Source organism: Erwinia aphidicola (assembly GCF_014773485.1).
GTDB lineage: Bacteria > Pseudomonadota > Gammaproteobacteria > Enterobacterales > Enterobacteriaceae > Erwinia > Erwinia aphidicola.
In genome coordinates, this window is the sequence record NZ_JACXBP010000012.1 from 1 (window position 1) to 18,316 (window position 18,316).

The following is an 18,316-nucleotide window of genomic DNA, read 5'->3' on the forward strand; positions in this document are numbered from 1 at the left end:
GACCCCTGAAGGGACGTTGAAGACTACGACGTTGATAGGCCGGGTGTGTAAGCGCAGCGATGCGTTGAGCTAACCGGTACTAATGACCCGTGAGGCTTAACCTTACAACGCCAGAAGCGTTCTGGTGTGCGTTCGAGAGACGCAAAAGAGATTTTCAGCCTGTAACCGGATAACAATTTAGCGGAAACGAAAGATTTTGTGCTGAGGCAAGGCGGCAAGCGAAGGAAAGAAAGGAGCATACTGAAGTATGTGACTGACTTTACAAGCGCGGCCAACGCAGCAGCAGTGCAAAAGATTCGTTTCGTGCACCAAGATTTGCCTGGCGGCTTTAGCGCGGTGGTCCCACCTGACCCCATGCCGAACTCAGAAGTGAAACGCCGTAGCGCCGATGGTAGTGTGGGGCCTCCCCATGCGAGAGTAGGGAACTGCCAGGCATCAATTTAAGACCCGTTTACGGGTCGTGACCTTACCCCTGACAAGGTAAGGGCGAAACACCTGAAGTCAGACGCAGTCTGAATTCAGTACAGAATCGGTGGAGCGGTAGTTCAGTTGGTTAGAATACCTGCCTGTCACGCAGGGGGTCGCGGGTTCGAGCCCCGTCCGTTCCGCCACTAAAACATGAAGCCCTGACTCATACGAGTCAGGGCTTTTTTGTATTTGAGTTCTTATTTGCATTTCCTTACGCACAATCCCGTTTGAATTACCCTCCTCCGATTGAAAGTACGCAGTAAAGTCCCTATAACTGATAGATGGTAAGCTCATTCAGCAGTAATAAGTACAGGCGGTAACGTGCGGAAAAAAACATATGCCATGAGATACGTAGCAGGGCAGCCAGCGGAGCAAATATTTCCGCCAGGGGCAATGCTGCATGTCGGCCAGGCATTGCCGCCCGGTGCCCCGCTAACGACCGAATCCACCCTGAAGGTACTGGTGTGGAATATTTTCAAGCAGCAGCGCGCCGAGTGGCTGTCGGTATTACAAAACTTTGGCAAAGATGCGCATCTGGTTCTACTGCAGGAGGCACAAACGACGCCTGAGCTGGTGCGTTTCGCCACCACCAATTACCTGGCGGCCGACCAGGTTCCCGCTTTTGTTCTGCCCCAGCATCCTTCCGGCGTCATGACGCTGGCTTCAGCTCATCCGGTCTATTGCTGCCCGCTGCGCGAGCGTGAACCGCTGCTGCGCCTCTCCAAGTCAGCGCTGGTCACCGCTTACCCCTTGCCCGGTGGGCAAATGCTGATGGTGGTCAATATACACGCGGTGAACTTCAGTCTGGGTATTGATGTTTACAGTAAGCAGCTAGGGCCGATCGGTGAGCAGATCTTTCACCATCAGGGCCCGGTGATCATGGCAGGCGATTTTAACGCCTGGAGTCGTCAACGCATCAATGCCCTGTATCGTTTTTCACGCGAAATGGGGCTGCGTGAGGTACGTTTCACCGACGATCACCGTCGCAAAGCCTTTGGGCGTCCGCTGGATTTCGTTTTTTATCGCGGAATGGGGGTGGCAGAAGCTTCTGTACTGGTCACCCGCGCCTCAGATCACAACCCACTGCTGGTAGAATTTAACGCTCATCCGCCATCGCTGGCATAACAGGGAAGCTTCTCGTAATGGCAACAAAACATCATGACAACGTTGATAAACAGTTCGGCGAGCAGGCTAATGCCTACCTGACCAGCGCGGTACATGCCAGCGGTCGGGATTTAGTGCGGCTGGCAGAGCGGGTGTTTGGTGCCTCAGACGCGAAAGTACTGGATATGGGCTGCGGAGCAGGGCATGCGAGCTTTGTTGCCGCTCAGCATGTCAAAGAGGTCATTGCCTACGATCTGTCGGAAAAGATGCTGGCGGTAGTGCGCGAGAGTGCGGATGAGCGCGGGTATCACCACCTCAGCACGCAGCAGGGCTATGCCGAGAGCCTGCCATTTGCCGATGCCGCGTTTGATATTGTCATCAGCCGCTACTCCGCACACCACTGGCATGATGTTGGCAGTGCGCTGCGGGAGGTGTGTCGTGTGCTCAAACCCGGCGGCAGAGTGATTTTTATGGACGTCAGCGCGCCGGGCAATCCGGTGCTTGATATCTGGTTACAGACGGTAGAGGCGCTGCGTGATACCTCGCACGTGCGCGATTACAGCCCTGGGGAGTGGCTGACGCTAATGACCGAAGCCGGTCTGGCCGTGCAGGCTCTCTCGCAGGATAAGTTGGAGCTGGAGTTTAGCAGTTGGACAGAGCGTATGCGCACCCCTGAAGTAATGGTGCAGGCGATAAGGGCTTATCAGCAGGCAGCACCTGACGACGTCCAGAACTACTACGCTCTCAGGCCGGATGGCAGTTTCAGCACCGATATCATCTTTATCGAGGCCCTGCGGCCATAAAAAAAGCCCGTCTAGAGACGGGCTTTTTATTGGGTCTGGTATCGGACTAACTGTCAGGTGTCGCACTATTATCCACAAACAGCGTCAGCTTATCGCCGGGCTGGATGTTCTTAGCACTGTTACTGGCGACGCTATTCCAGCGCACCACATCTTTGATGTTTACGCCGTGACGTTTTGCGATACTGGCCAGAGAATCACCCTTACGTACCTGATAGGTGATGCTGTCGCCGTTATCTGCCAGTCTGTTACTGCTGCTTACGCTCAGCGTCTGCCCCGGTTTGATGCTGGCACCGCGCAAATTGTTTGCCCGCTGCAGATCTTTTACCGGAACGCCAAGACGCTTGGCAATGCCGGACAGCGTGTCACCGTTGCGCACCTTATAGGAGCCGGATGAAACGCTGTTGTTCGCAAGTGAAGTCGGCTGCACCGCTGCGATATCCCCGGTCGCCAGTGAGTTACGAAGCTTAGCCACGTTGGACTTCGGTACCATAATGTAGTGAGGACCATTAGGGGCCGTTTTTCCACGCGTGTAGCCGGAGTTAAACGTCTTCATCTTGCTTAGCGACATGCCAGCCATTTCGGCTGCCTGCGTCAATTCAATCTGCTGACCCACTTCAACGCGTGCCAGAGCACGAGATTCGTTGGGAGCGGGCAGACGTATGCCATATCGCTTACTGTTCTTGAGCAGTTGCCCCAGAGCCAGCATTTTTGGCACATAGACCGTCGTTTCTTTTGGCAGCGCTAAAGACCAGAAATCCGTAGGTCGTCCACGGGCTTTATTGGCTTTCATCGCTTTCAGCACGCGTCCTTCACCGCTGTTGTAGGCCGCAACCGTCAGTAACCAGTCACCGTCAAACATACCGTTAAGGCGCTGCATCATATCCAGGGCAACTTTGGTCGATGCCACAACATCGCGTCGTCCGTCATACCACTGGGTCTGCTTAAGACCATAATTTTTACCCGTCTGCGGCACAATCTGCCAGATGCCAGCGGCATTCGCAGATGATGTTGCATGAGGGTCAAAAGCGCTCTCCACTATGGGTAGTAGTACCAGTTCCATCGGCATTTTGCGTTGCTTAATTTGCTCGACAATCCAGTACATATACGGCTCTGCCCGTAATGTTACATCGTGGAGATAGCTCTTGTTCTTCAGGTATTTCTGTTTTTGTTCGCGTATCCGGTAATTATCCGGAACCTTCATCTTCAGCTCGTCGCTAATGAAATTCCACAGATCTTTGTCCTGCGCAAGCGATGTTCCATCATCCTGCCAGCGCGGCGACAACATATTATCTGAGTACTGTCCATTTTCACCTTGACCTGCCGAAGACAAACTCTGTGCATGCTGTTCAGGGATGTTAGCATCATGCCTTGATGCCTGGCACCCTACCAGCAAGACCGAGGCGAGTAATATCGCTTTAGCCTTCATGTGTGTGTCATTGGTTCCGCTTAAAAGACGAGCAATAATACGTGGTCGGTCCCCTCAGCACAACCTAAATTATCAAAAACGGTCTTTCTTCTCGCGTAGAGCCGCAAATACCTGCCACTCATGTTGCGGAGTTGTTTCTAATCCAATAGTGCGTTGTAATTCAACATCTTGCGTTCTTAAAAAAAGATTAATTTTTCGCTCAAAACCCAGTTTTGTAGGCAAACTTACCCCATTTTTTGCGTGTAACTCCTTAATTTCTCGATAGTAGCGGCTTATCTCCGCATCTTGCGGGAAAATGGCCTGCGCAAAGGTTAAATTCGATAACGTATATTCATGGGCGCAACAAACCAGAGTGTCAGCTGGAAGCTGATTAAGCTTTTGAAATGACTGAAACATCTGTTCAGCAGTGCCTTCAAACAGTCTCCCGCAGCCGGCGGAAAAGAGTGTGTCTCCGCAGAAAAGGTAAGGGAAGCTGAAATATGAGATATGTCCTAAAGTGTGGCCCGGCGTAGCATAAATGGTGAAGTTACAGCCTAAAACATCGACGCTATCACCCTCGTTGACGATCGCATTTGCCCCTTTATCTCGGGCTTCTTCCGGCCCATAAACCGTCAGGTCGGGGTAATGAGCCAGCAGCTCCGGCACACCGCCAACGTGATCGTGATGATGGTGCGTAAGCAATATCGCCACCGGCTGCCAGCGGTTTTTTGCCAGGGCACGCAGCACCGGAGCGGCCTCGCCAGGGTCGACAATCAGACAGCGGCCTGCCGCGTCGTTTAACGTCCAGATGTAGTTATCCTGAAGGGCTGGAATGCTGGTAAGATTCATATGATCGCTCCCGTATGCTCGCAATGGAAAGAAGATGGTAAAGCATGAAGCCCGCTAAAACACGTCATATTCGCCATGTGCCAGAGTCATGGTCGCAAATCCCCTGCGGTGAGTATTATCGCGATGCGCTGTCGCATCAGCTGCGCCCCAGCCTGGCTAAATTATATGGTTTTCATCTGCTGAAGGTAGGCAGTCTGAGCGCGGAAATCGATACTGAAAGCTGTGCGATTTCGCATCAGGTTAACGTTGGGTTGAGCGGGGATAATCTGCAGGTTCACGCCGACCCACTAAGCCTGCCCTTTGAGTCTAAATCGGTTGATGCCTGCCTGCTGGCCCATACGCTGGCATGGAGCAGCGATCCGCACCGCGTGTTGCGTGAGGTGGACAGGGTGTTGATCGACGACGGCTGGATGATCATCAGCGGCTTCAATATTTTCAGCGCCCTGGGAGTCGGCAAGCTCATCCCCGGCCTGCACCGTAAGGTGCCGTGGAATAGCCGGATGTTCACCCAGATGCGCCTGATGGACTGGCTGAGCCTGCTGAACTATGAGGTGATACACCGCTCGCGCTTCCAGGTACTGCCGTGGAACCGCCAGGGGGGGAAAGTGATTAGCACCCACCTGCCCGCGCTCGGCTGTTTAAACCTGATCGTCGCGCGTAAGCGTACCTTCCCACTGACCATGAACCCGGCGAAAAAGAGTGCCAGCAAGCGCCAGCTGCACGCCGTGGGTGCTACCAGCCAGTACCGGGAAGGGCGCAGAGGCTGAATGGTATAACGGGATCGCCTTCTATCCCGTTCATTGCTTTTGCGTTACGCGCCGGCCTGATAACCCACATCATCACATGTCGGATTGCCGGCAGCCGCGCGCGCCAGCTCATCGCAGCGCTCGTTTTCTACGTGGCCGGCATGCCCCTTAACCCACTTCCAGTGGATCTCGTGCGTGCTGAGGGCGCTGTCCAGCCGTTGCCATAAATCGACATTTTTAACCGGCTTCTTATCGGCAGTCTTCCAGCCGCGCTTCTTCCAGTTGTGGATCCAGCTGGTGATCCCCTGGCGCACATACTGGCTGTCGGTACTCAGCGTGACGTTACACGGCTGAGTCAGTGCTTCCAGCGCCACAATCGCCGCCATCATCTCCATGCGATTATTGGTGGTGAGATGGAAACCCGCACTGAATGTTTTTTCATGCGAGCCGTAGCGCATAATCGCGCCATAACCGCCGGGGCCTGGATTACCGAGGCACGAACCGTCGGTGAAAATTTCTACCTGCTTAAGCATCTCTGGTAGACTCTCCGTAGAAAAACGCCAAGTCTGACATAAACGGGTCCTATGAGCACAGTAAATACAACGCGTCAGATCGTACTCGATACCGAAACCACCGGTATGAACATGATCGGCGTCCATTATGAAGGGCACCGCATCATTGAGATTGGTGCGGTAGAGGTGATCAACCGCCGCCTGACCGGCAACAACTTCCACGTTTACCTCAAGCCCGACCGCCTGGTGGACCCGGAAGCGTTCGGCGTTCACGGTATCGCTGACGAATTTCTGCTGGATAAACCCACCTTCGCTGACATTGCCGACGACTTCCTTGCCTATATAAAGGGGGCGGAGTTAGTCATCCATAATGCCTCGTTCGATATCGGCTTTATGGATTACGAATTCTCCAAGCTGCAGCGCGGCATTCCGAAGACCGAAACCTTCTGCCAGATCACCGACAGCCTGGCGATGGCGCGCAAGATGTTCCCCGGCAAGCGTAACAGCCTTGATGCCATCTGCTCACGCTATGAGATAGACAACAGCAAGCGCGTCCTGCACGGCGCACTGCTTGACTCCGAAATTCTTGCAGAAGTCTTCCTGATCATGACCGGCGGGCAAACCTCGCTGGCCTTCTCGATGGAAGGGGATCGTGAAGAGCAGAGCGACGGCGAAACCATCTACCGCATCGAACGCCCCGCCTCCGGGCTGCGGGTAGTGCGCGCCAGTGAAGCCGAAGTAGCGGCACACGAGGCGCGTCTCGACCTGGTGCAGAAAAAGGGTGGCAGCTGCTTATGGCGCCCTCAGGAAGAGGCTGACGAGGTATAACGCTTTAAATTTGCATAATAAAACCGCGTGATGGTGAAAAACGCAGCAGTTGATATTAATCCACAGAAAAAGCGTTGACGAACATCTGACTGCCCCGTAATATCCGCCTCGTTCCCGACGGGGAACATCGGTGGAGCGGTAGTTCAGTTGGTTAGAATACCTGCCTGTCACGCAGGGGGTCGCGGGTTCGAGCCCCGTCCGTTCCGCCAAACATTCAGAGAAAGGCCGACTCGTAAGAGTCGGCCTTTTTCGTTTCTACGCTGCGCTACTCTTTCTGCATCGCCACTTTGGCGTTATAGCCTTTCGCCACGGTCGCCGCCAGGTCACCGCGTGCAATCCAGCGATAGCTCCCGGCACCCAGCGCCACACCGATAAACCAGCTAAAGTTCGCCACGGCATGCAGCGAAGGAATAAAGCTAATCACCAGCCCAATCGCCACCGACGGCAGCAGAGCAGCAATCGCTTTCGGGTTAAAGCCGCCCTTGTACCAGTAAATCCCCTTCGGCGTATCATCAAACAGGTCATCAACCGAAATCTGGCTGCGCTTAATCAGGTAGAAATCCGCCAGCAGAATCCCGAACAGCGGCCCGATAAACGCGCCCAGCACGTCCAGCGTATAGTGGATCAGCTCCGGTGACTGGAACAGATTCCACGGCGTCAGCAGTACCGATCCGACTGCCGCAATCATCCCGCCGGTGCGGAAGCTGATTTTCTGCGGAGAACAGTTAGAGAAGTCGAACGCCGGGGAAACGAAGTTCGCCACAATATTAATACCGATGGTCGCGATGATCATCGTCAGCAGCCCAATTGCCACGGCCAGATCGTTACCCACCATGCTGACGGTTTCAATAGGGTCAGTAATCATGCGGCCAAACAGCGACTGCGTGCCGGAGACAATCACCACGGTAACGATCGAAAACAGCAGGAAGTTGAACGGCAGGCCCCAGCGGTTGCCACGGCGGATCTCGCCCAGGCTTTTACCGTAGCGCGAGAAGTCACCAAAATTAAGCAGCGGGCCGGAGAAGTAAGAGACCACAAGCGCAGTGGCGGTGATCATCTGCCAGGCTTGCTCCCCGCCGGTCAGCGATTTACTCGCCAGCGTCAGAGAGATACCGCTGAAACCAGTTTTGTATACAATCCATCCCGCCAGCGCCACCATCACCACGTACACCGCCGGACCGGCGATATCGATGAAGCGCTTGATGGCGTTCATTCCATGCCAGAACACCATCGCCTGCAGGAACCACATAATCCCGAAGCAGATCCAGCCCAGCTGCGACAGGCCCAGCCACGAAGATTGTGTCAGGGTGCTCAGCGCCGGCCAGAACTTAAGGGAGACCAGCATCAGCGCATTCGCCGCCAGGTAGGTCTGAATACCGTACCAGGCAAAAGCGATCAGACCGCGGATCACCGCCGGGATATTAGCGCCAAAGACGCCAAACGCCTGGCGGCAGATCACCGCATAAGGCACGCCAGCCATCTGACTCGGTTTCGCCACCAGATTGGCGCACAGCTGCACAATGCAGATACCGGCCAGCAGGCAAAGCAGAACCTGCCAGCTGGCGAGCCCGAGCGTAAAGAAGCTGGCCGCCACCACATAACCGCCCATGCTGTGTACATCGGACATCCAGAAAGAAAAGATGTTGTACCAGCTCCAGTTCTGGTCACGCGTCGGCGCCAGATCCTCATTGCACAGCCTTGGGCTGTAGTTGGCATTGGCTCCAGCAGCTGCTGCCTGGGAAGACACTTCACTATTTGGCATGAAACCTGCTCCTCTGAATACAGTTATCAATAAACCGGGTTGCAGGAGACATTGCAGGATCCAGGCCAGATTGTAATTTCGTGTATACAAAAGTTGTGATTCCTGTGTACGCTTCCTGACAGAAATGATGTTGACCGGAGTAGGGAATGAAGAGTGAAAGCGGGCTGAAAACGGCCTCCGACCTGGGTGACAAGGACGAACCCATCTATCAGGCGCTGATGACCGCCATCGTTGAACATCAGTTACCTCCGGGGAGCAAATTACCTGAAGAGGCGCTCTCCGAAGTCTTTGGCGTTAGCCGGACCGGCATCCGCAAAGTGCTGCAACGCCTCGCCGCAGTGCAAATGATCACGCTAACGCCCAAACGTGGTGCACAGGTTGCCACGCCAACGGTGGAAGAGGCGCAGGATATCTTCCGCACCCGCAGCCTGATTGAGTGCGCCAATCTACCTGCCGTGCTGGCGCACTGCCAGGCACCGCATCTGGCAGCGCTGGAAAAGCTCAATCGCCAGGAGCAGCAGGCGCATGAGGATCATGACGGTGCCGCCGCCATCCGCCTCTCTGCCGCCTTCCATATTCAGCTTCAGGCTATCTCCGGCAATCAGGTACTGACCGAAATGGTGACGCGCCTGACCCAACGCTCTTCGCTGGTGGTCGCTGCCTGGGGCGCACCGTGGCAACAGGGCTGCCGCTGTGACGATCACGATCGGCTGGTCGAGCTGCTGCGCGAGAAATCTCTTACCCGCCTGACTGACTCACTACGGCAACATTTCGATCATATTGTCGCCAGTCTGCGCTTTGAACGCAGTGGCGAGACGCTGCCGGACTTTGCCCGGCTCTTCGCCGCCACAGGAGCACGATCATGAACAAGCAGGTCATCCAGGTCATCAACCCCAACACCAGCCAGGCGATGACGGAAACTATCGGCGCGGCTGCGCGTGCGGTTGCAGGAGCCAATACCGAGATCCTCGCGGTCTGTCCGACGCAGGGCGTGCCCTCTATCGAAGGTCATTTTGATGAGGCCATTGCGGCGATTGGCGTACTGGAGCAGGTGAAAGCCGGGCGTGAGCAGGGCGTTAGCGGCCATGTTATCGCCTGTTTTGGCGATCCGGGGCTGCTGGCCGCGCGCGAGCTGGCGCAGGGGCCGGTGGTGGGCATTGCCGAGGCGGCGATGCATATGGCTACGCTGGTGGCGACGCGCTTTTCGGTTGTCACCACGCTGCCGCGCACGCTGGTCATTGCCCGTCATCTGCTTCAGCAGTACGGTTTTGAGCATCACTGCGCGGCGCTGCACGCTATCGATCTGCCGGTGCTGTCGCTGGAAGATGGTAGCGGTATCGCCCAGGAGAAAGTACGCCAGCGCTGTATACAGGCGAAGCGCGAAGATGGCAGCGGGGCAATTGTGCTGGGCTGCGGCGGCATGGCCGATCTGGCGCAGACGCTGACGCGTGAGCTGGGGATCCCAGTGATCGACGGCGTAACAGCCGCGGTCAAAATGGTCGAGTCGCTGCTGGCGCTGGGGTTAAACACCAGCAAACACGGCGATCTTGATTACCCGATACGAAAAAATCTGTCGGGCCAGTTTGAGCGCCTAAACTAAGGCAATACCTTTCCGCGACCAGGGAGTCAAACCATGAGTGATGTACCGGAAAAGAAAGAATACAGCTTTAACAAAAACTATCCGCGTGACCTGCGCGGTTACGCCGGGAATCCTCCCCATGCCGCCTGGCCTGGCAAGGCGAAGATCGCAGTGCAGTTCGTCCTCAATTATGAAGAGGGCGCGGAAAACAACGTTCTGCACGGTGACGCCGGTTCCGAACAGTTCCTGTCCGATATTATTGGCGCAGCCAGCTATCCTGAGCGCCATATGTCGATGGACTCGCTGTATGAGTACGGTTCGCGTGCCGGTTTCTGGCGTATTCATAACGAGTTCCAGAAGCGCGGTCTGCCGCTGACGGTGTTTGGCGTGGCAATGGCGCTGGCCCGCCACCCGGAGATAGTCGCAGCGATTAAAGCCGCCGATTATGACGTGGTCAGCCACGGCTGGCGCTGGATCCACTATCAGAGCATGGATGCTAAAACCGAACGTCAGCATATGCAGCAGGCGCTGGATACCCTGACCGACCTGTTCGGCAAAACGCCGACCGGCTGGTACACCGGGCGCGACAGCCCGAACACGCGGCGTCTGGTGGTTGAGCAGGGCGGGCTGACCTACGACAGTGACTATTACGGTGACGATCTGCCGTTCTGGACCCAGGTCACCTGCCAGGATGGCACCGTGAAGCCGCATCTGGTGATCCCGTACACGCTGGAGACTAACGATATGCGCTTCGCCACGCCGCAGGGCTTTAATACCGCCGAGCAGTTTTATACTTACCTGCGCGACAGCTTTGACGTGCTGTATGATGAGGGCGACAGCGCGCCGAAGATGTTGTCGATTGGCATGCACTGCCGCCTGCTGGGGCGCCCCGGCCGCTTCCGCGCCCTGCAGCGCTTCCTCGATCATATCCAGCAGCACGACAGAGTGTGGATCTGCACCCGTCAGCAGATTGCCGAGCACTGGGTGGCAAAACACCCGGCACCGGAAATTTAATCGATTGCGGGCGGGTTCCTGATCTGAGGCACCCCCACAAAAGATTGGATTTGAAGGTTATCGCGGGATGACAGGCGCCCGGTTTCAGGAGGGAGGGCTGCTTTCCGCACCGGCATGAATACATCCCTGTAGCGAGGCAGCACGGCCATCCCTGGCCGCGTGCCGAGGCCCGCAGGGAGCGTGTTTTGCCGTTCCGGCGTGCTCAGGCTGAGCTCAGACCGGTTTGCGGACGTTTAGCGATGGAAATAATTCATGGGGAATTCATGAGTGTCTCCTCGCCCGTTTAGATCGCATAATTTATAAATTGGCTGAATTACTAATTCAAAAAGTGCGGATATTTGCTGTCGGCTCTTAATTATCGAGATATTGAGCATATAGTTATTGCGGGATGCGGTAATTACAAAATTAAGGATAAAACTATGTGCCAAAAAGTGAAAGATTCAAAAATTCAACAGATCATTAATCCTTTTATCAGGTTTTGGGAGGGGAGTAGTGAGCCATGGATAGTAAAAAATAATCTTTCTCAATTCGTATATTCGAATGTGCGTATGAGAAATTTTATTGGTTTGCCAAAAGGTTTTAATATGGAGGGACTTTTCGATCGTGAGCTACCATTGGCAATACACGAATTTGAACCTCAGTTTCAGGCCCACGATCGTAAAGTAGAAATCGCTAAAGATCGCGTAACTTCTGTAGAAGTTCATAATTTCGACCAACTGAACTATCTACAGCCCTGGTACTGTGAAAAATTCCCTATTCTGGATGAAGATGGCACACCCTTAGGCGTCATCGCACACTGTCGCCCGGTTGAGTCTGTTTTCATTACGCGCCTGGCGAAAATAAAAATCCCTACTTCGTTGATGTTTACTCCACCCACCGAAATATTCACTGATAAAGAGTGGGAGATCATCTTCTACACCTGTCAGTCATTTACACCGAAAATGATCGAAGCCGCTATTGGCGTTCCCAACCGTACGGTGGAGGATATCCTATGTCGTATTTATAAAAAATCTGGTGTTGGTAATAAACGAGGCCTGATTGATTACTGCATTGAGCACGGCTTTAATAATTTTATTCCGCAAAGTATTTTCCAAAGCAGTGATTCAATTATGCCATTTGAACAATAGCCTTCTCAAAAGGGGGAGCAAATCACGCTTCCCCATCATATCTTTTCTGCATTTTCACCTTCGCCTTGCGGCGCATCTCATAACGCGTGGGCCAGATCACTTCAGGCTTGATACCCAGCGTCAGCGCAATAATTTTCTCTCCTTTTGGCCACGGTCGCGTCAGGGCATTCGCCAGCGTGCCGCCCGCCAGACCGTATGCACGGGACAGCGAGGCAATAGAGTAGCCTTTAAGGCGTATAGCGCATTTTATCTCTTCGCGATGCCAGTCTTCATTAAGCGGTTTTGCTCTGGCAGCGATGCTGGGGCGGGTGGTGGTCATGTGTCTCTCCTTTTCACATCGTTGGAAAGGGAGTTTTATCATCAGCAGGGGGACGTTGCCACCGTGTAAAGTACGGATCGTAAGGGGCCGTGAGCGGCCCCTGAAAAACGCAATTTAGCTCATCAGGCTGACCTGGGCTGCAACAATCCGCCAGCCGCAGGGTAACCTGACCCAGGTCTGCTGCTGGCGACCTATTCGTTCGCTGCCTTCACGGGTAAACTCGGTGCTGCAGACCGCAAAGTCCTCGCCGTAGCTGGTTATTACGGTGTTCTGTAGCTGGCGGTCTAAGCCGGCAGACGGGCGTGAAGCGCGGAACTCTCTGATGGCATCAATACCGTACAGATTCTCCCCGGCCCCCAGGCGCACCGTACGCTCGTCATGCCAGAACAGTTCATCCAGTACCGCAACATTGTTGCTGATTAACGCCTCTTCATAGCGGTAAAACGCGGCGGTGACCTCGGCAAGAATGCCCGGGCGATCAATATATTCACTTTTCATGTTATGACTCCATGCTGGCAGGCGCGGCCTGCGCAATGCCCATCTGCTCAAGCACGCGTGCAGCTCGCAGGCAGGCTTCCTCTTTAAAGGGGGCTGCGATCAACTGTAATCCGATTGGCAGCCCCGAGGAAGTGCGCAGTGGTACGGTGGTGACGGGCAGGCCCAGGAATGAGATCGGCTGCGTCAGTATCCCCATGCTGGCGCGCACCGGCAGATCGCTGCCGTTAATGCGCATGCTTTCCTGACCAATCAGCGTAGCGCTGGTCGGCGTGGCCGGGGCGATCAGCACATCGACCTCGGCAAAGCGTGCCAGCACCTGCTGCTGAAAATGACGGCGGAAGCGCTGGGCCTGCACATACCATGCGGAGGGGATCATCGCCCCGGCCAGCAGGCGCTCGCGCGACAGCGGCTCGAAGCGCTCTGGCGAATGGCGCAGTGCGGGCAGGTAGTGATTGCCGCCCTCGGACGCCGTAATAATAAAAGCCGCCGCGCGCGCCAGTTCGGCTTCCGGCAGCACTATCTCATCATTGACGTTGAGCGCTTTCGCCGCCTGAGCCACCGCCAGCCGTGCATCGTCGTCACACCACTGCTGGAAATAGCCGCCCAGCACGCCGCAACGCAAGCCTTCCATCCCGCGCTCCAGCAGGGGGGCGACTGGCTGCATGGCTTTCTCCGCCTGGAAACTGTCCTGCGCATCACGCCCCTGAAGCGCATCGTAGACCTGCGTCAGGTCGCTGACGCGGCGCGCAAAGGGGCCGATATGGTCGAGGCTGGCAACAAAAGGATGGCTGCCGCTGCGCGACAGGCGGCCAAAGGTCGGTTTCAGGCCGAAGATGCCGCACAGCGAAGCGGGCACGCGAATCGACCCGTTGGTATCGGTGCCGAGAGAGAAGTGGACCACTCCGGCAGCGACGGCGGCGGCAGAACCGCCGGAAGAGCCTCCGGCAATGCGCGTCAGATCGTGCGGGTTATGGGTTGCCCCGTAGTGGCTGTTTTCAGTGGTAAAACCGTAGGCGTAAGCATCCATATTGAGCATACCGGAAAGCAGGCCACCGCTGGCGGCCAGCTTGTGGACCGCCCAGGCATCCTGACGCGCCGCCGTGCGGTTGCTGAACAGGCTGGCTCCCGCCAGGGTGCTGTGACCGGCCACGTCGAACAGATTTTTCACGGCATAGGGTACGGCAGCCAGCGCGGGCAGCGGCTGGCCTTCACGCTTCAGGCGATCGAGGCGGTCAGCCTCCTGTAACATGCGCTCCTGAGTGACGTGGGTCCAGGCGTTCAGCGCGGGATTATGGCGCTCAATATTTGCCAGCGTCTGGCTGGCGATATCGCGCGCGCTCAGCTCACCCGCCGCCAGCGCGCGTTTCAGTTCTGCAATCGATAAGGACGCCAGATTCATGCTTTATATACCCCCGCCACTTCAAGGCGATCGTCGAGCGGGAAAGCCATCAGCGGCGCCGCCATCGCGGCAATGCGGCTAAACTGAGTCAGCAGTTCGGCGCGGCGAGTCTCGTCCAGCTCCAGCGCCAGCACCTGCTCCATCTGTGCCACGTAGGCTGCCCAGTCGGGTGTGTCTTGTTTCATGATCTCTCCCCTGTCTCTTTAAATTTTCAACTCGGTTAAAAACCGGCCGCGCTGCCGTTGCTGCGCGGGTCGAAGGCGCCTTCCAGCATGCCGTTGATGTGGCGCACAATCGCTCCGGCATGGCCGACGGCCTCGCTGAAATCCGCTAACATCTCCACTTCATGCCCCAGCTCGCGCAGCGTGGCAACGGTCTCTGCGCTGAAGCGCCCCTCCAGCTTTAACGAATCCGATGCCTGGCCCCAGGTCCGGCCCAGCAGCCAGCGCGGAGCACCGATAGCCTGTTGCAGCGCCATCCCCTGAATTACATGGCGGGTAAAAATCGCCGCCTGGGTTTGCGGCTGGCCGTCCCCGCCCATCGAGCCATACACCATGGTGCGGCCATCCGTCAGGCGCGCCGCCGCCGGATTCAGGGTATGGAAAGGCTGTTTGCCCGGTACCAGCGCCAGCAGATGCTCAGGATCGAGGCTGAAAGAGGCACCGCGGTTCTGCCAGGTGATGCCGGTACCCGGGATCACCACGCCGCTACCGAATTCATGGTATATGCTCTGAATAAAGCTCACCGCCAGCCCGCTGCTGTCCATCACCCCCATCCACACCGTGTCGCCCGGGCCTTTGCCGGTGCCCCACGGCGCGGCGCGATCCACATCGACGCATGCAGCCAACTGCTGCAATCGATCGCTGTCGAGCAGCGCCTGCATCTCTTCCCGCATATGCAGCGGGTCGGTGATGTGCTGGTCGCGCAGGCCAAAGGCCAGCTTGGTGGCTTCGACAATGCGGTGAATGGTTTGCGCTTCGTCAGCATCTGCCATTGCCAGATGGTCGGTAATGCCGAGGATCGCCAGCGAAACCAGGCCCTGAGTGGGCGGCGGCATATTGAATACGTCGCCGTACTGATGGCGGATGCGCAGCGGCCTGCGGCGTTTTGCCTGCTGGCGGTTGAGATCTTCCAGCGTTACCGGCATGCCAAGGCGTGACATCTCGCTGGCAATCTGGCGCGCCAGCGGACCGCGATAGAAGCTCTCCAGCCCGGCTTCTGCCAGGTGGATTAAGGTCGCCGCCAGTTCGGGCTGGGTGAAGCGGCTACCGGGGCGGGGCACTTCGCCATCGGGCAGAAAGGTCGCGGCAAAGCCGGGCTGATTAGCCAGCTCGGCATGTTTACTGGCGGTGGCCACCGCCTGGGATTCCGTCACTGGAATTCCGTCAGCAGCATAGCGGATGGCATCGGCCAGCAGGCGCGGCAGCGGGCGCTGCTGGCCGCCCAGCTCTTTGGATACCGCCAGCGCTTCCTCCCAGCCGCTGACGGTTCCCGCTACGGTAAGTGCCGATTCAGGACCGCGATGCGGGATGGTGGCGTGGCCCTGGTAGAAATCGATTGAGGCCAGCGAACCGGCGGCACCGCTGGCGTCAATGGCGATCGGCTCGCCGTTTGGCGGCAGGATCAACCAAAAACCATCACCGCCCAAACCGTTCATATGCGGGTAGACCACGGCGATAGTGGCAGCCGCAGCAACCATCGCTTCAATGGCATTGCCGCCTTCGCGTAATACACCCAGTGCGCTTTCTGATGCCAGGTGGTGAGGTGTGACCGCCATACCCAGCGGCGCGATATTGCTTTGATTCATTCCATTCTCGTCGTCCAGATTGCTGATAGCTTAATATAAGCAATAGCCGTTCCAGTTTGCCGGATGATGGACGCAGGGAATTGAAAAACTGTCGGTCAGCACCGGTTTTAACAAAAAATGTTTAGTGCGCCGCGCTACAGACGGGCACGTTATTTGTATATCATCCAGACCGTGAAACAAAAGTTACAGGGCAGAAGCCATGAAGCAGCTTGATGAACGCCTGCGCAGCCATTACGCACAGCTGTCGCCGCAGGAACAGCGTATCGCCGATTTTGCCTTTGACCATTTCGACGATCTGATCAGCTATAACAGCGCGGAGCTGGCGCGCCTGAGTGGGGTCTCGAAGGCTACGGTCAGCCGCCTGTTTAAGCGCCTGGGCTATGAAAAATATAAGGATATGCGCGACGAGCTGCGTACCCTGCGCCAGAGTGGGATGCCGCTGACCGACAACCGCGATGCAGTGCAGGGCAACACGCTGCTGGCGCGCCACTACAAGCAGGAGATGGCCAACCTCACCCAGTGGGTTAACGCTATCGATACCGGGCAGTTGGGAGAGGTGGTGCAGGCGTTGTCCAACAGTAAACGCATTTTTATCATTGGCTTACGTAACGCGTATCCGGTGGCGTTGCACCTGCGACAGCAGCTGCTTCAGGCCCGCGCCCAGGTGCACTTACTGCCGCAGCCGGGCCAGACGCTTGCCGAGGAGCTGGTGGATCTCACGCCCGACGATCTGGTGGTGGTGATGGCTTTCCGCCGCCGTCCGCGCATCATCCGCCCGCTGCTGCAGCAGCTGCAGCAGAGCGGCATCCCAACGCTGGCGCTGTGCGAGCCGCAGGCGCAGGGCGTCATTGCTCTGGCGCGCTGGCAGCTCTGCGCCCCGCTCGACAGCGTTTCGGCGTTTGACAGCTACGCCGCGGCCAACAGCCTGATCAACCTGCTGGCGAATGCAGTGCTGCATGAACTGTTAAGCGATGGCCGCCAGCGCATTCATCAGATCGCCGACCTTTACAGCCAGCTGGATGAACTGGAACAGCGCTAATGGGGCACTGTTTTGGTGCTTTGCATGATTTTGGGGCGCGCCATCGCGCCCCATTTTATTCCCCAACTCCTGCCTCTGCCCACCTGTTAATCCGCCGTGCCTTCCGTGTTTTTATTGGCTAATTGCAGGCGAATAAACGCTTTTTTCTTCCCGCTTACCGCTTAAGACCAAAAATTTATGCAGTGTGCCGCGCGCTGGCACATTAGTTGCAAATAAATTCTTTAAGAATCTTTCGTTTCATGATGTATTAACCGGGGAAGTGAAGATGAAAAAAGGTTTACTCGCATTACTGGCTGGCGCCGTGCTGTTCACTCAGACCACCGTGGCGCATGCCGACCAGCTGCAGGATATTGAAAAGCGTGGCGTTATTCGTATCGCTGTGCCGCAGGACTTCCCACCGTTTGGTTCGGTCGGTACCGATTTACAGCCGCAGGGCTACGACATTGATATGGCGAAGTATCTGGCGAAGCAGATGAAACTTAAGTTGCAGCTGGTGCCGGTCACCAGCGCTAACCGCGTTCCCTATCTGCAAACGAATAAGGTGGATTTGGTCATCTCCAGCCTTGGTAAAAACCCGGAGCGCGAGAAAGTGATCGACTTTAGCCGCGCCTATGCGCCGTTCTTCCTGGGCGTATTTGGCCCGAAAGATGGCACGTTGAAAGATGCCGCCGAGCTGAGCGGCAAATCCATCGGTGTGACGCGTGGCGCGGTGGAAGATATGGTGCTGACCGGTATTGCGCCGAAAGACGCCGAGGTGAAGCGTTATGAAGATAACAACACCACGCTCTCCGCTTATCTGTCAGGGCAGGTGCAGTACGTGGCGACCGGTAACCTGGTGGTGGCCGCGATTTCCCGCCAGAACGCCGACAAAGCGCCGGTGGCAAAATTTATGCTGAAAGACTCACCGTGCTTTATTGGCATGAAGAAAGAAGAACCGGCCCTGAAGGCCAAAGTTGATGCGCTGATCGAGCAGGCAATTCAGGACAAAACTCTGAACGGCCTCTCTGAACAGTGGTTGAAAGCACCGCTGCCGGCTGACCTCGGCGCGTAAGGGCAG

General features: G+C 56.3%; 19 protein-coding genes, 2 tRNA genes and 2 rRNA genes. 14 read left to right on the top strand and 9 right to left on the bottom strand.

Annotation, left to right across the window (positions count from 1 at the left end):
- The 5 genes from ID864_RS21185 to ID864_RS21205 form a co-directional block, all read left to right on the top strand.
- A 23S ribosomal RNA gene (locus tag ID864_RS21185) occupies positions 1 to 104 on the top strand; the annotation flags it as partial.
- 214 nt (positions 105 to 318) lie between these two features.
- Positions 319 to 434 (top strand): 5S ribosomal RNA (rrf, locus tag ID864_RS21190).
- Positions 435 to 534: 100 nt separating this feature from the next.
- Positions 535 to 611: transfer RNA gene (locus tag ID864_RS21195), tRNA-Asp, on the top strand.
- Between the two features lie 178 nt (positions 612 to 789).
- Positions 790 to 1,593, top strand: coding sequence for an endonuclease/exonuclease/phosphatase family protein (locus tag ID864_RS21200; RefSeq protein WP_048917082.1), 804 nt, complete (start codon positions 790 to 792; stop codon positions 1,591 to 1,593).
- A 17-nt stretch (positions 1,594 to 1,610) separates the two neighbouring features.
- Positions 1,611 to 2,375, top strand: coding sequence for a class I SAM-dependent methyltransferase (locus ID864_RS21205; protein ID WP_191150324.1), 765 nt, complete (start codon positions 1,611 to 1,613; stop codon positions 2,373 to 2,375).
- Positions 2,376 to 2,421: 46 nt separating this feature from the next.
- Here the strand turns inward: ID864_RS21205 and mltD are convergent, their stop codons facing one another.
- Positions 2,422 to 3,801, bottom strand: a complete 1,380-nt coding sequence (gene mltD / locus ID864_RS21210) for a murein transglycosylase D (protein WP_048917080.1) — start codon at positions 3,799 to 3,801, stop codon at positions 2,422 to 2,424.
- Between the two features lie 72 nt (positions 3,802 to 3,873).
- Positions 3,874 to 4,629: a hydroxyacylglutathione hydrolase gene (gloB, locus tag ID864_RS21215; protein WP_191150325.1), complete on the bottom strand. Its 756-nt coding sequence runs from the start codon at positions 4,627 to 4,629 to the stop codon at positions 3,874 to 3,876.
- A gap of 44 nt (positions 4,630 to 4,673) precedes the next feature.
- Here gloB and ID864_RS21220 point away from each other — a divergent pair, with 44 nt between their 5' ends.
- Positions 4,674 to 5,396 carry a class I SAM-dependent methyltransferase gene (locus tag ID864_RS21220; protein WP_048917078.1) on the top strand — a complete coding sequence of 241 codons (723 nt, stop codon included), beginning with the start codon at positions 4,674 to 4,676 and terminating at the stop codon, positions 5,394 to 5,396.
- A 44-nt stretch (positions 5,397 to 5,440) separates the two neighbouring features.
- On the opposite strand, the gene rnhA is transcribed toward ID864_RS21220, so the two are convergent.
- The gene (gene rnhA, locus ID864_RS21225) at positions 5,441 to 5,908 is read right to left on the bottom strand and encodes a ribonuclease HI (RefSeq protein WP_048917077.1); all 468 of its coding nucleotides are present in this window, start codon (positions 5,906 to 5,908) and stop codon (positions 5,441 to 5,443) included.
- A 51-nt stretch (positions 5,909 to 5,959) separates the two neighbouring features.
- On the opposite strand from rnhA, the gene dnaQ reads away from it, so the two are divergent.
- A complete protein-coding gene (dnaQ, locus tag ID864_RS21230; RefSeq protein ID WP_048917076.1) occupies positions 5,960 to 6,715 on the top strand; it encodes a DNA polymerase III subunit epsilon in 756 nt (251 codons plus the stop codon).
- A gap of 132 nt (positions 6,716 to 6,847) precedes the next feature.
- Positions 6,848 to 6,924: transfer RNA gene (locus ID864_RS21235), tRNA-Asp, on the top strand.
- Positions 6,925 to 6,980: 56 nt separating this feature from the next.
- Here ID864_RS21235 and ID864_RS21240 read toward each other — a convergent pair.
- Positions 6,981 to 8,477, bottom strand: a complete 1,497-nt coding sequence (locus ID864_RS21240; RefSeq protein ID WP_048917075.1) for an NCS1 family nucleobase:cation symporter-1 — start codon at positions 8,475 to 8,477, stop codon at positions 6,981 to 6,983.
- A gap of 146 nt (positions 8,478 to 8,623) precedes the next feature.
- Here ID864_RS21240 and ID864_RS21245 point away from each other — a divergent pair, with 146 nt between their 5' ends.
- The 4 genes from ID864_RS21245 to ID864_RS21260 all read left to right on the top strand — a co-directional run bounded on the left by ID864_RS21245 (position 8,624) and on the right by ID864_RS21260 (position 12,197).
- A complete protein-coding gene (locus ID864_RS21245) occupies positions 8,624 to 9,343 on the top strand; it encodes a GntR family transcriptional regulator (RefSeq protein WP_099753623.1) in 720 nt (239 codons plus the stop codon).
- Positions 9,340 to 10,077: an allantoin racemase gene (gene hpxA, locus ID864_RS21250; protein WP_133624380.1), complete on the top strand. Its 738-nt coding sequence runs from the start codon at positions 9,340 to 9,342 to the stop codon at positions 10,075 to 10,077. Before ID864_RS21245 ends, hpxA begins: the two co-directional genes overlap by 4 nt.
- Before the next feature lie 33 nt (positions 10,078 to 10,110).
- Complete coding sequence (puuE, locus tag ID864_RS21255) at positions 10,111 to 11,070, top strand: allantoinase PuuE (protein WP_191150326.1); 960 nt, start codon at positions 10,111 to 10,113, stop codon at positions 11,068 to 11,070.
- Positions 11,071 to 11,489: 419 nt separating this feature from the next.
- Positions 11,490 to 12,197, top strand: coding sequence for a helix-turn-helix transcriptional regulator (locus ID864_RS21260; protein ID WP_099753621.1), 708 nt, complete (start codon positions 11,490 to 11,492; stop codon positions 12,195 to 12,197).
- A gap of 22 nt (positions 12,198 to 12,219) precedes the next feature.
- On the opposite strand, the gene ID864_RS21265 is transcribed toward ID864_RS21260, so the two are convergent.
- The 5 genes from ID864_RS21265 to ID864_RS21285 all read right to left on the bottom strand — a co-directional run bounded on the left by ID864_RS21265 (position 12,220) and on the right by ID864_RS21285 (position 16,220).
- Entirely contained in the window at positions 12,220 to 12,516 is a 297-nt protein-coding gene (locus tag ID864_RS21265) for a helix-turn-helix domain-containing protein (RefSeq protein WP_048917069.1), read from the bottom strand.
- A gap of 114 nt (positions 12,517 to 12,630) precedes the next feature.
- Positions 12,631 to 13,014 carry an oxalurate catabolism protein HpxZ gene (gene hpxZ, locus ID864_RS21270; protein ID WP_048917068.1) on the bottom strand — a complete coding sequence of 128 codons (384 nt, stop codon included), beginning with the start codon at positions 13,012 to 13,014 and terminating at the stop codon, positions 12,631 to 12,633.
- A 1-nt stretch (position 13,015) separates the two neighbouring features.
- Positions 13,016 to 14,413: an AtzE family amidohydrolase gene (locus ID864_RS21275; protein WP_099753620.1), complete on the bottom strand. Its 1,398-nt coding sequence runs from the start codon at positions 14,411 to 14,413 to the stop codon at positions 13,016 to 13,018.
- Positions 14,410 to 14,598 (bottom strand): oxalurate catabolism protein HpxX, encoded by a 189-nt coding sequence (gene hpxX / locus ID864_RS21280; RefSeq protein WP_048917066.1) that lies wholly within the window; start codon positions 14,596 to 14,598, stop codon positions 14,410 to 14,412. The genes ID864_RS21275 and hpxX overlap by 4 nt, the downstream gene beginning before the upstream one ends.
- Before the next feature lie 35 nt (positions 14,599 to 14,633).
- Positions 14,634 to 16,220 (bottom strand): gamma-glutamyltransferase family protein, encoded by a 1,587-nt coding sequence (locus ID864_RS21285; protein ID WP_191150327.1) that lies wholly within the window; start codon positions 16,218 to 16,220, stop codon positions 14,634 to 14,636.
- Positions 16,221 to 16,419: 199 nt separating this feature from the next.
- Here ID864_RS21285 and hpxU point away from each other — a divergent pair, with 199 nt between their 5' ends.
- The gene (gene hpxU, locus ID864_RS21290) at positions 16,420 to 17,259 is read left to right on the top strand and encodes a MurR/RpiR family transcriptional regulator HpxU (RefSeq protein WP_048917064.1); all 840 of its coding nucleotides are present in this window, start codon (positions 16,420 to 16,422) and stop codon (positions 17,257 to 17,259) included.
- A 265-nt stretch (positions 17,260 to 17,524) separates the two neighbouring features.
- Positions 17,525 to 18,310: a transporter substrate-binding domain-containing protein gene (locus ID864_RS21295; RefSeq protein ID WP_133624366.1), complete on the top strand. Its 786-nt coding sequence runs from the start codon at positions 17,525 to 17,527 to the stop codon at positions 18,308 to 18,310.
- Positions 18,311 to 18,316: the final 6 nt, after the last annotated feature.